10 protein-coding genes are annotated in these 12,811 nt (G+C 56.0%); 9 read left to right on the top strand and 1 reads right to left on the bottom strand.

From position 1 onward, the window contains the following. The 6 genes from ACIQ20_RS13830 to ACIQ20_RS13805 all read left to right on the top strand — a co-directional run. On the top strand, positions 1-627 hold a 627-nt coding region (locus ACIQ20_RS13830; RefSeq protein WP_395781256.1), incomplete at its 5' end, for an AAA family ATPase. 28 nt (positions 628-655) lie between these two features. Further along, positions 656-1,834, top strand: coding sequence for a VWA domain-containing protein (locus ACIQ20_RS13825; RefSeq protein WP_395781254.1), 1,179 nt, complete (start codon positions 656-658; stop codon positions 1,832-1,834). A 77-nt stretch (positions 1,835-1,911) separates the two neighbouring features. Next, on the top strand, positions 1,912-2,370 hold the full coding sequence (locus ACIQ20_RS13820) for a hypothetical protein (protein WP_395781252.1): 459 nt from the start codon (positions 1,912-1,914) through the stop codon (positions 2,368-2,370). A 31-nt stretch (positions 2,371-2,401) separates the two neighbouring features. Continuing rightward, positions 2,402-4,249 (top strand): DNA helicase RecQ, encoded by a 1,848-nt coding sequence (gene recQ, locus ACIQ20_RS13815; protein ID WP_395781250.1) that lies wholly within the window; start codon positions 2,402-2,404, stop codon positions 4,247-4,249. A 66-nt stretch (positions 4,250-4,315) separates the two neighbouring features. Continuing rightward, positions 4,316-6,655, top strand: a complete 2,340-nt coding sequence (locus ACIQ20_RS13810) for a S8 family peptidase (protein WP_395781259.1) — start codon at positions 4,316-4,318, stop codon at positions 6,653-6,655. 166 nt (positions 6,656-6,821) lie between these two features. Beyond that, a complete protein-coding gene (locus tag ACIQ20_RS13805; RefSeq protein WP_313586707.1) occupies positions 6,822-7,448 on the top strand; it encodes a cell cycle transcriptional regulator TrcR in 627 nt (208 codons plus the stop codon). A gap of 71 nt (positions 7,449-7,519) precedes the next feature. On the opposite strand, the gene ACIQ20_RS13800 is transcribed toward ACIQ20_RS13805, so the two are convergent. Continuing rightward, a complete protein-coding gene (locus ACIQ20_RS13800) occupies positions 7,520-9,778 on the bottom strand; it encodes a M20/M25/M40 family metallo-hydrolase (RefSeq protein ID WP_395781248.1) in 2,259 nt (752 codons plus the stop codon). A gap of 368 nt (positions 9,779-10,146) precedes the next feature. Between ACIQ20_RS13800 and ACIQ20_RS13795 the strand changes: the two genes are divergently transcribed. The 3 genes from ACIQ20_RS13795 to ACIQ20_RS13785 form a co-directional block, all read left to right on the top strand. After that, entirely contained in the window at positions 10,147-11,037 is an 891-nt protein-coding gene (locus ACIQ20_RS13795) for an alpha/beta hydrolase (protein ID WP_395781246.1), read from the top strand. 287 nt (positions 11,038-11,324) lie between these two features. Then, entirely contained in the window at positions 11,325-12,506 is a 1,182-nt protein-coding gene (locus ACIQ20_RS13790) for a DUF5690 family protein (RefSeq protein ID WP_395781244.1), read from the top strand. Positions 12,507-12,565: 59 nt separating this feature from the next. Next, positions 12,566-12,811, top strand: a 246-nt coding sequence (locus ACIQ20_RS13785) for a hypothetical protein (RefSeq protein ID WP_395781242.1), incomplete at its 3' end; no start/stop codon positions are given.

Genomic DNA, 12,811 nt, shown 5'->3' with positions numbered 1-12,811 from the left:
GTAACGCGCCTGCGCGACAGCCAATTGGGTGACGAGCGCGTTAAGGACGTCAAGAACTACATCAAAAAGGGCAAAATGTGGGAAGCTTTTGAACATAAGGGCCGCTGTGTTCTTCTGATCGACGAGATTGATAAGGCTGACATCGAATTTCCAAACGACCTTCTGCAAGAGTTGGATCGGATGGAGTTCCACGTCTATGAAACCGGGGAGACGATTAAGGCGATTGAGCGCCCCATCGTGATCATCACGTCGAACAATGAAAAGGAATTGCCAGACGCCTTCCTGCGTCGGTGCTTCTTCCACTATATCAAATTCCCAGACGAGGACACGATGCAAGCTATCGTGGACGTTCACTTCCCCGGTATCAAGAAGCGTTTGATCGCCAATGCCCTGGCCAGCTTCTATGACATGCGCAAAGTGCCCGGCTTGAAGAAAAAGCCGTCCACCTCGGAATTGCTCGATTGGCTCAAGCTCTTGGTCACAGACGATATTGACCTCGACGCCATCAAGCAAAAGGACCCGTCAAAGCTGATCCCGCCCTTGCACGGTGCTCTTCTGAAAAATGAGCAGGATGTTGCCTTGTTTGAGCGCTTGGCGTTTTTGGCGCGGCGTGAAAGCCGGGGTTAGAGTCCACGTCCTGTTAGGATAAACACACATGTTCCAACGCTTCTTTTCAGAACTTCGCGACGCCAAGGTTCCTATCAGTCTGAAGGAATATCTGCTTCTGATGGAAGCGATGGATAAGGAAGTGATTGAGAGTGACATCACGGAATTCTACTATTTGTCGCGCTCGGCATTGGTGAAGGACGAGCGTAATCTCGATAAGTTTGACCGCGTCTTTGGTCATGTCTTCAAGGGCTTGGAAAAGACCAGTGAGGCGCTCGGAGCAGCAATTCCAGAGGATTGGCTTCGCGCCCTGACGGAAAAATATCTCACGGAGGAAGAGAAGGCGGAGATCGAAAGCCTTGGCGGTTGGGAAAAGCTGATGGAGACGCTGCAGAAGCGCCTCGAAGAGCAAAAAGAGCGGCACGAAGGCGGCAATAAATGGATCGGTACGGGCGGCACCTCACCTTTTGGGGCCAATGGGTATAATCCCGAAGGTGTGCGGATTGGCCAAAAGGAAGGCCGCCATGGTCGCGCGGTCAAGGTTTGGGACAAGCGCGAGTATAAGAACCTCGACGATCAGGTTGAGCTGGGCACCCGCAATATCAAAGTCGCGCTGCGCCGCCTGCGTCGTTGGGCCCGCGATGGAGCCCCATCTGAGCTCGACCTCAAGAGCACGATCGATACCACCGCAAAGAATGGCTATCTCGATGTTGTCTTGCGGCCAGAGCGACGCAACACCGTCAAAGTACTGATCTTTTTCGATATTGGTGGCTCGATGGATGCCCACATCAAAGTGTGTGAGGAATTATTCTCTGCCGCTCGCACCGAGTTCAAGCATATGGAATACTTTTACTTCCATAATTGCGTCTATGAGGAAGTGTGGAAAGACAATCGTCGCCGCGCGGCAGAGAAGCTGCCGACTTGGGACGTGCTGCACAAATTTCCCTCTGACTACAAAGTCGTCTTCGTTGGTGATGCGACCATGAGCCCTTACGAGATCACCTATCCTGGTGGCAGCGTGGAGCATTGGAACGAAGAGCCAGGTGCAGCTTGGCTGAAACGCGTGTCCGACGTTTACCCGCATCTCATCTGGATCAATCCTGTGCCAGAGCGGCATTGGGACCATACGCCTTCGGTGAGCTTGATCCGCGACGTGATCGGGCGCGACCGTATGTTCCCGATGACAATCCAAGGCCTTGATCGGGCTATGCGGGAATTGGGGCGGTAGGTCTGACTCAAGGTTGATTGTCTTGTGAAGGCGATCAAATCAGGAAAGGTTAGCATGTCTTTTAGAGGAGCGTGCTGATGTCCATCATCCGATTTAAGCCTGTTGTCATTGGCCTTGCCGTGTCCCTCCTTGGGCTCAGCGCGCTTGCCGCGTCGCTAGATGTTTTTGCCAAGCTGGATGTGGACCAGGATGGGCGTCTGATTAAGACCGAACTGCAAGTGCCCTGTGATCGCGAAATTTTTGCTGCTTTGGATCGCAATGGCGATACCATCATTGACCGTCAAGAATTCCGGACCAGTGGCGACATGGCGACCTATGAAGACAAGGGCGGTGTTGACGATAAGGGCGTCTCGCTCCGGTGGTTGGAATTTCGCATCGGCCGCTTTGACCTCCAAGACGGAACTTTCATCACTTGCAATGCAACAGAGGGGCAATATCCGCTCGAAGTAACTGCATCGCGTGCTGACATCGAAATGGCTAAGCAAACGATCCAAAGTCGGCTGGTCGAAGATGCCGCCCGCAGTGCCAAACGCTAGCCTACCTGCCCGAAGCGCCTCATGAGGGGGTATGCTGGCTGAAGTGCTCACCTCACAAGAACCGAACTTGGCAGATGCGCAGGCAACGCTTACCCGCATTTTCGGACACAGCGCGTTTCGGGGCTTGCAAGCCGATGTTGTAGCCCAAATCCTTGCCGGTGGCGACGCTTTGGCCGTGCTGCCAACCGGCGGTGGCAAGAGCGTGTGCTATCAAATCCCGGCCCTGTTGCTGCAAGGGGTTGGTATCGTCGTTTCGCCCTTAATTGCTTTGATGACCGACCAAGTCGAAGCCTTGCTTGCAGCAGGGGTTCGCGCGGCGCGACTTGATTCAAGTATGGCTTGGGAAGACAAGCAGGCGGTGTTCTCTGCACTCGAAGCGGGCCGCCTAGACCTGTTATATGTGTCGCCAGAAGGTCTGTCGTCCGGGGCCTTAGTCGAGCGGTTAAGCCGCTATCCAATTTCGCTCATTGCGGTGGATGAAGCCCATTGCGTCAGTCAATGGGGCCATGATTTCCGGCCAGACTATCGCCGCCTCGGTGCCTTGCAAGAGGCTTTTCCCGGTGTTCCGCGCTTGGCTGTGACCGCAACAGCCGATGCGCGTACGCGCGAAGACATTCGTAGGCAGCTGCATTTGACGCACGCCCCCGAATTTGTCGCGAGCTTTGATCGCCCAAATCTTATCCTTTCGACACGGCGCAAGGATAGCCGCACAGCCGCCCGAATTGTGGAACTGGTTTTGGCGCGGCAAGCCCTATGTGGCATCATTTATGTGACGGCGCGCAAAGAAACCGAAGAACTGGCGGCCAGTCTGCGAGACAAGGGTGTCCATGCCCTAGCATATCATGCCCAGATGCCGCCTGATCTAAAGGCCGAGCATTTGCGTCGCTTTCAAGAAGAAGATGGCGTTGTGATGGTGGCGACCATCGCTTTTGGGATGGGCATTGATAAGCCAGATGTCCGCTATGTCATTCATGCTGACCCACCCAAAAGTATTGAAGCTTATTGGCAGGAAGTCGGGCGCGCCGGTCGTGATGGCTTGCCAGCCGAAGGCATAGCTTTTTACGGGTTCTCCGATCGCCGTTTCATGGCTGAAAGAATTGATGGCTCCCCTGCGCCCGATGAGGTGAAGCAGGTTCAGCGCTCCAAGCTCAATCAGCTCTATGGATTCCTCGACGGGCTTGCCTGTCGGCGGGGCGGCGTCCGGCGCTATTTCGGCGAGACAGATGTTCAGGATTGTGGCCAATGCGATGTCTGTACGAACCCGAATATGGGCCATGATTCTAGCCAATGGGCGAAGATGGCGCTGTCCGCAGTCATCCGGTGTGAAGAGAGTTTCGGGCGAGGCCGGATCATTTCTCATTTGATCGGGGCAGAGCCAGACGGCGCGCTAGAGACCCGTTTTGCCGAGCGAACGACCTATGGCATTGGCAAGGGACTTAATAAGACCGCGTGGCGTCGGGTATTAGACCAACTCTTATTTGATGGTATTTTGGCCGAGCAAAATCGTGATGGCTTTCCAATTCTCACCATCGCCTGTCCTGACCTTGCACGATCGGTATTGAAGGGTGAGGCCCCCGTCTTCACCCGCGAGGACCCAGTCCAAGCCGGTGGCTCTAAGCGTGCGGTTGCCAAGCTGGCCTTGGATGATGATCTCGACCCTGTGACCTTGGCTGTCTACCGCTCTTTGCGGACGTGGCGCTTGGAAACCGCGCGTGCCGCCGGTATCCCACCCTATGTGGTGTTCCATGACACTGTCTTGCGCCAAGTAGCTTTGGCGCGCCCTACGACGTCATCGGCCTTAATGTTAATCTCCGGGATTGGCGAGGCCAAGGCACGTCGATATGGCCAATCTATTCTCACACTCTTGTCAGCCGCCTAATTTACAGTCCCGAAACGTAATTCTGTTAGCGTCACCCAAAATAATCTGGGCAGGAGGCCCGATGTGATGACGCTCCGTGTCTTGTTTCTGGTCCTAGCCGCTGCAAATTCTGTGCTATTGACCGCCTGCGCCGGCGGTGGCGGTGGTGGCAGTGGAGGCGTCGTCCAGCCTTCGCCACCTCCACCACCACCGCCGCCACCACCTCCGCCGCCCCCGCCGCCCCCGCCACCCCCGCCGCCGCCACCTGCCTTGGTCGCTGGCGTCGACTATCCGTCACCACTGTCTCGCGAATACACGCGCAGTTGGGGTGTGGCTGGCATTAAGACGGTAAAGGCTTGGGAATATGGCGCGACTGGCGCAGGCATTCGTGTCGGCGTTGTCGACACGGGTATCGACTTAAACCAAACCGACCTGAAGAATAACATCTCGCCCTTGTCTCGCGACATGGAAACCGGGCGACCCAATCAAACCATAGCGGCCGAAGAACGTCATGGAACCCGCGTCTCTGGTATCATTGCACACGAGTTTAACGGCTCGGGCACAGTGGGTGTCGCTTTCAAGTCCACCATCATCAGCTATCGCGCCGACCGCGAAGGCACGTGCGAAGAAGTCGGCACAGATAAGGGCTGTAAGCTGCCGGAGACCAATATCGCGCGCGGTGTGGACTCTGCCATCGCTGACGGCGTGCGCGTTATCAATTTGTCTCTGGGTGGATCAACGTCCACCGGTTCATCTCTAACCGCCGCACTCCTGCGTGCCACCAATGCCGGGATCGTTGTTGTTGCTTCAGCTGGCAATGATGCAACGGCCGACCCAGAATTCCCAGCCCAATTATCGATCGACCCGCGGTTTCGCGGCTTGATCATTGCTGCAGGCTCGACCGATACCGCAGAGGCCCTTTCGACGTTCAGTGCAAAGGCTGGCGTTGCCCGCACCAATTACCTGGTGGCACCTGGCACCGACATTATTGCCGATTGCGATGCAACTTCATGCTGGCGGTTGTCCGGTACTTCATTCTCGGCACCCCATATCAGTGGCTCTTTGGCGCTCTTATTCCAAGCCTTCCCCAGTCTGACAGGTACCCAAGCCGTGGATATCCTTTATCGCACCGCCCGCGATCTCGGCACCACAGGCACGGACGATACATTCGGTCGCGGCATTATCGACCTTGAGCGGGCCTTCTCACCACTGGGCGCAACAGCGACGAGCAGTTCATCAGGTGAAGCTGTGCGCGTTGATTTGTTCGATGGAATTGCCGGCCAAGCCTTTGGAGATGCTTTTACGCAAGATGGCCTCAGCACGGCCGTACTGGACGAGTATCAGCGCCCGTTTAATGTCTCGCTGGGGTATCGGTTACGTCCGCAAGCTAACCTAGGCTTCACAGCCGAAACCTATGCATCAGAGCCCCAGCAAACGGCGCAAATTGGTGACAGTCTTCTCAGCTTTACCAAACGCAACCCAGCGAGTGCTGCTTGGGGCGTACAAGATGATCGGGCTACCGGACAAATTCCCGTGGTGCGGGCCTTGATGCCGATTTCAGGAGTACCCTGGGGCGGAACACTCGCCATATCCCTAGCACAATCCGACCCAGATTCTGCGACGCGACCCTATGGCTTAGCTGGCGATGCCAACGGGGGCAGTACCCAGTTCGGATTGATGGGGCTGGGCCAATTTCAATCTTTCCAAGGCCTGGTTTTGACCAAAGATTCTTTCAGCCTGCATGCGTTTAATGCCTCAGGCGAGGCAAGCCATCTGCGGACCATGGGCGCGACCCGTCAGTCTGCCTCTCTTGTTCAAGTGGCCCATCAAAGCCAGCGTCTCACCAGTGTCTTCGAACTTGGCAGCCTTGCAGAGCACGGCAGCTTCCTGGGTTCGCGCTGGAGCGACGGGGCATGGCTCTCTGATAGCCGCCAACCTGATGATACTCGGGCCCAAAGTCGCTTTGTTGGTCTGCAATTTGACTTTGCGCTGAATGACCGCGCAAGCCTGACTGCTCGGGTGCAAGGCGCGCGACTGGTCGATATCGCAGGCAATAAGGCCTTTGCTTCCGGGGCGCCGATTTACGCCAGCGCCGCTTCCTTGATCTATGCCAGAGAACTGACGAACAGCTGGTGGCGCTTAGGTCTGGAGCAGCCTTTACGGGTTGAACAGGGCAGCTTGCGTTACCGCCTTGCGGACCCGTACCTGACTTGGGGTAGCGCTCAGATTTGGTCGGAGCGCAGCATTGAAGTTACGCCAACCGGGCGAGAGTTGCGATTGACCGCTAGCCGTGACTGGCTGTTGGGGGGCACGTCTGAAACCGCAGCTTGGCTTGGAGTTGAACTAACCCACATCTACCAGCCCAACCATATCGCCAGTGCTGATGGGGAAACCTTGATGCGCCTGCGTGCATCTACCCGGTTCTAACACGGTTGAATTCTAAGCCCGGTCTGGCACCAACTAACAGTCGCCGGGCTTCCAAATTTCGCAAGAGACCGTTATGTCTGCCCTTATAGGGCCCTTGAGTGAAGGGGCCCGCGACCCCTTGCCCGGCCGTCGCGCCGGGCGATTTTGTATCTGGAGGCCAGAAATCATGTACGAGATCTTGATGCCCAAAGCCACTGCCGTGTGGTTGATCGACAATACCGGCCTGACATTTGACCAGATCGCAGCCTTCTGTGGCCTGCATCCGCTGGAAGTTAAAGGGATTGCCGACGGCGATGTTGCGACCGGCGTACGCGGTTTGGACCCCATTGCCAATTCGCAATTATCACGTGAGGAAATTGCACGCGGTGAGGCAGACCCAACCCACAAAATCAAGCCTTTGGAAGGTCGTAAGCTAGACTTGCCGCCCGTCAAAAAGCGCGGTGGACGTTATACGCCGGTGTCGCGTCGCCAAGATCGGCCAGACGCCATTGCTTGGTTCTTGCGCTATCATCCAGAAATCACCGACGCGCAAATGGGCAAGCTGATCGGCACTACCAAGTCGACCATTGAGAGCGTGCGGAGTCGCAGCCATTGGAACAGCGCGCAAATTAAGCCGGTTGATCCTGTCACCATTGGTCTGTGCACCCAGATCGAGCTTGACGCTTTGGTCAAAGCGTCCTCGTCACGCCGTGCAAAGGCAGCCGCTGAAGCGGGGATCATTGACCCCGAAGAAGGGCCAAGCCTGCAGCCAGCGACGAAGCCAAGCTTCTATGTGGATGAGAGCGAATATTAATCGCCTGCCGCAAGGCCGGAATTGATTGGACAAAAAGCCCTCTCCCTTGCTTTGGGGGGAGGGCTTTTTTCTTAAAGTTTCTGGCTCTGATTGGTCACCCTTACGTCTCCACCTTGAACGGGCGATGCCCAAGGCGGGCGTGCCTTGACGATGGCATCGCCTTCAGGTCCCAGTTTTCGTAAGACAGCGCGGGTAATCCATGGTGCCGGGGTGGGGCCAAGCTTGACTTCTAAATCCCATTGCACACACGACCGACCGACGCAGCGCAAGCCAAGGGCCTTGGGGGCATCAAAGGTTAATCCACCTGCTTGCCCGTCGGACCCACCGTTCAGCATGCGAACTTGCGCCTCCTTTGGAACCGAGAGGATCACCTCATCTGCACCAGGTGCGAGCACGCGCAGCTTTAGGGTACGGCCTTCAGCTGTCTTTGTTTCAGCGAGAACCTCAATGCGGGCGGGCATCGGGGTCCCACTCAGCACTGGCGCTGGCGCATGGACGCGCTTGCTGTCGCTATTTCTCAGCGAGGCCAGTTTGAACGGGGCCAGGGCCTGCATGCTGGTGGGCGCGGCCTCTTCCCCTGGGCCTAGCACCCAAGCATGATCTCCGCCGTCACCATGCCAGTGCTGAACATTCAAAGGCCGCGGGATTTCGGGTGAATAGGCTGGCGTGAAGGCGGCCCAGGCAAAGGCTCCGCCAATTGCCAACAATGTCAGCAAGCTTGCGCCAGCCAATTTCGTCTCGGGCTGCCATATTGGTGCAAGTGTGCAAAGCATCAAGAGGGCACCAACTGCCCCAAACGCCCAGCCTAGACCAAAGCCCAAGCCGACTTCGGCGAAGTCCAAGGCGGGCAGGATGAAAATCAGTAGGACTAAGGCAGAGGCAAGGCCAAAAATCACTTGAAGCAATCTGCGGTCAATCTTCATTCCTGTCAGCAAGAAGCCCGCCCCGGCAAGCCCAGCGGCCGGCGCTGCAAGGATCATGCTGCCGGGGGAAACGATGGAGAGACCAAGAAAGAGCCCGGTTACCCAAATCCAAGCTCCAGCAAGGACGCGCGTGGGACTGATGCCGCGACAAAGCCAAAGCGCAATCAGCGCACCCAAGAGACCGCTACTATAGACCAAAAGCCGTCCCGCCATCGGGGTGGCAAACCACCATTGACTTTCAACGCGCACTTGGTTGATCAGCCAAAGTGCACCGAAGCCAACACCGCCCGCGACAAGTAGTGCAGCCAGAGGCGCAATCAGTGCGCGCACCACACCTTTTGGCCCGCTTCTCACATAAGCAAACAACGCTCCCAACAGCCCAAATCCCAGCAGGCCATAGCCAACCGCCTTCGGCATAACCAAGATAAAGCGACCCAACACATCGGAATAGATAACGTCCGCCTCTAGCGCGTTGGCGGTAGGTTTTCCTGCCAGATGCCCTTCCAGCGCTACCAGTGCAGCGCCGCCCATATGCCCAACGCTGGCGGGCTCGAGATTGGCGAGATTGTCTAGGGGGGTGTGATATCGCGCAACCGGAGCAATGAAGGCAAAGTTGATGACATCATAGCCTTTGGCCAAAAATTCGGTCGCATCAGTGTCGTTCGGCAAGGTACGATAGATGTCAGCCGCCATAGAATTGGCGATTGTACGCACTGGCTTAGCCGTCAGCGCTGCAATATCGCGACCATTGGGTGCACTGGTTTGGAACATGATCGCCGGGCCGCCTGTACCACGCGCTTCCATATTGATGGCAAGCGCCACGTCCTTGGCCCAAGGGTCTTTGCGCACAAAGGAGCTAGCCCCGAGCAGCCCAACTTCTTCCCCATCGGTGAGGAGGAAGATAACCGGCTTTGTCAGCTTCCGGCCTGTCAGGCGCGCGGCAATTTCTAAGGTCGCGGCCACGCCTGCACCATCATCGCTGGCACCTGGGCCGGCTGGTACCGAATCATAATGGGCTGCAATGAGGGCCGCACCACCACCAGAAGGGCCTGCCCGGAATAGGATGTTACGAACCCGCGCACAGCTCATGCCGCCAAAACGTTTGGACCCCCGACAAGCAAAGTCATCGCGCACCTCTGGCGTATAGCCCAAGGTCTTGATCTCGCTTAAGATGCGCTCGCGAACCAGATCATTGGCCGGGGAATCGACCGGATGGGGTCGCTCGTCGCCGAGGATCCACGCAAGTCGGTCAATTGCAACTTTTGTATCAAATCCCGTCGTAGACAAGGTCTCTGAGACATTGGGCGGCGCAGTCACCACGCTCTTAAAGCAGAACGCCACAAGTAGGGCCAATAGGCCTAGGATGAATTGGATCGGCGGACGAGCAAGGCGTTGTGATTGGGTCATGGAGACACTCAATCACGAGAGCGTGAGGAAGGTCAAACAGCAAAAGAGGCCCTAGTTCGACGCTGAGTGCTTGTTGCGAATTCGAACGCGCTTGCGGCAAGTGGCAAAGCCTGCCGAAATTCATTGTTGGTTGGCAAAGACACAAAAAGTTTGATCTTGGTAATACCCAAAGATCGATCTCAGCACTGATGCTGTTTTGCTCCGTGCCGAACTCTAAACGACTTCACGGATGCTGGATTAATAATCTATAAGTGCTTCTGCCCAAAAAAATCGGACGCTGCGTTACCGGGATGAAAAATACGCGAATTGTAGGGAACGTCACCGTGAAAGTTACGATGTTGCCAATGTCACCTGACCGGAGAGCGTTCATGCTCGGAGGCTTGATCAGCCTTTTTGGCATGCAGGCCCGAGCCCAAAGCCAAAGTGTCCCTCTTGACTGGATAACCCCAGAAACGGGCGTAATGGGTGTAGAGCGGGTCATCTATCCAAGTACACGTGTTGGTGTTGATGTTGCGTTCCACGTCGTCAAACCACCTAATTACGATGTGGAAAGCGGCGGCAGGTTTCCAACGCTTTATTGGTTACATGGAACCGGCGGGAACCGCGTCTCTTTGCGCCCCATGGCTGCCTATTTCAGCGCTGCTATGGCACGCGGGGACTTGCCACCCTGTTTGGTGGTGATGCCGAACGGACAAGCCGACAGCCTGTGGTGCGACTCTTTGGACGGATCAGCACCCGTGGAATCAATTCTCATGCAAGAGATATTGCCGTTGGTGGATACAAAGTTCCGGACGCGAGTCGATCGTCGTCATCGTCTCCTAGAAGGATTTAGCATGGGAGGGTTTGGTGCCGGCAGGCTGGGCATGCGGTATCACGAGCAATTTGGCGCGATCTCGATGTTGGCTTCTGGGCCGCTACAAGCGGCACTAACTCGTGATGAAGGACCCGCCTTAAATGCGGACTTGCGTACCTTGTTGCTGCAGCGCTTGTTTGGTGGGGATCAGATGCGCTTTCTCCGCGAAAGTCCTCGCGGCATGGCCTTGGACTATGCCGATGCCGTTCGTGCCGGAACCAAGATGCGGATTGCGATTGGCGGTGACGACTTCACGCGTTCGGCTAATGAGGAGTTCTCTCGCTATCTTGTGACCCTCAATATCCCCCATGACTTCACAATTGTGCCAAACGTAGGCCACGACGCCCGCAAGTTAATCGACCAACTAGGCTTTAACTTCCACCGGGATTTCTTTGGTGCTGCCTGATTGATCTGCAGCGTGAGGTCACAAATGTCACAAGCGGCGGTTATCAGCCTGGCCAAGCTGGCGGAAGAGCATGGCCATAAGCTGGGGGCGTTTAACCATAGACCTAAGTGCCATTTGAGTTGCCAGGGCTTGTCCCGGGCAGCTACATCGTTTTGGATGCTAGTGTCGGATATTAAGCAAGCAAGTTGGGGGCAACGATGGGCCGGTTTCAAGCGTATTTAACTCGTGCTCACCCAGCGATTTTTATTGCCTATGGAGGCATCGTTGCCTTTTGCGCTTATTTTTCAATGTACGCCTTCCGCAAGCCCTTCTCGGCGGCGACCTATGACGATGTGGCGGGCTGGACCTTTGTGCTGGATTACAAGATCGCCTTGGTAATCGCCCAAGTGCTTGGCTATGCTTTGTCAAAGTTTATCGGCATCAAAGTGATTGCTGAGTTGGATGGCTCCAAGCGGGGATGGGCCATTTTGGCTTTGATCGGCCTCTCGTGGCTGGCGCTTGTTTTGTTTGCAATCCTGCCTGCACCTTGGAACGTCGCAGCCTTGTTTCTCAACGGCTTACCGTTGGGACTGATTTGGGGTTTGGTATTTAGCTTTCTTGAGGGGCGGCGAACAACCGAAGCCCTAGGCGCCATTTTGTGTGCGAGTTTCATCGTCTCGTCAGGGATTGTTAAGTCCGTAGGCAGTCTTTTGATGAGTCAATTGGCCGTCAGCCCGTTCTGGATGCCAGCCGCCGCAGGGGCCCTTTTCTTTCCCTTATTGTTTTTGGCTGTGTGGGGCCTATCGTGCTTGCCGCCACCATCGGAGGAAGACCAAGCTCAGCGCGTGCGCCGTGCGCCGATGCAGCCAAAGGAGCGCAATGGCTTTATGCTGGCCTATGCCCCTGGCCTCATCCTCTTGGTGGCCGCTTATGTCTTCTTGACGGCGTTTCGCGACTTCCGCGACAATTTCGCTGCCGAAATCTGGCGCGACCTCGGCCAAGCCAATGGAGCGGCCCTCTTCACCTTGTCGGAACTGCCCGTCGCCGCAGTCGCTTTGACCATTCTTGGCTCCTTGATGGTGATCAAGGATAATCGAAATGCGTTTTTGTTCGTGCATGGCATTCTGGCTGCGGGCTTTGCCTTAATTGGCCTGTCGACTTTAGCCTTTCAAGGTGAGCTGATTGGCCCAATCACCTGGATGATCTTGGTCGGCGCAGGGCTCTATGCTGCCTATACGCCGTTCAACACCGTTTTGTTTGAGCGATTGGTGGCGGCCAGCGGGCAAGTCGCAACGGCTGGCTTCTTGATCTATGTTGCCGATGCGGCGGGCTATGTTGGCAGTATTGGGCTATTGCTCGCCAAGAACTTCGCCAACATTCAACTGGCGTGGGTGCCTTTCTTTATTCAATCCGCCTACGCCGTAGGCCTGATCGGATTTATCGGCATCTGCGCCTCAGCAATCTATTTCCGCAAACGCCTCGCACGCTGAGGGGGGGGGCTGTTAGCGCCGCTGTTAAGTTCTAACCTGTGAGAAAAATGGAGCGGGCGATGAGATTCGAACTCACGACATCCACCTTGGCTAAGCATGAAGATGAGCGAAGCGCTTTTCTGTCTTGGACAAGGGTCTTGATGGCACTGCGGGCGGGCGAGAAAAGTAAAGCGCTCTGTCTTGTTAAATCCGAGGCTATGTTAGCCAATTCGCATATAGGAACAGAACTGACGCGTCCCGCGCCATCTATCAAACCGAGCCGGGGTTTTTATACCCTTGGCGGCAAGGATGAAGCGGAAGCCTAC

The sequence above is a fragment of the Aquidulcibacter sp. genome, assembly GCF_044346625.1.
GTDB lineage: Bacteria > Pseudomonadota > Alphaproteobacteria > Caulobacterales > Aquidulcibacteraceae > Aquidulcibacter.
This window is presented reverse-complemented; position numbering and strand designations above follow the sequence as displayed.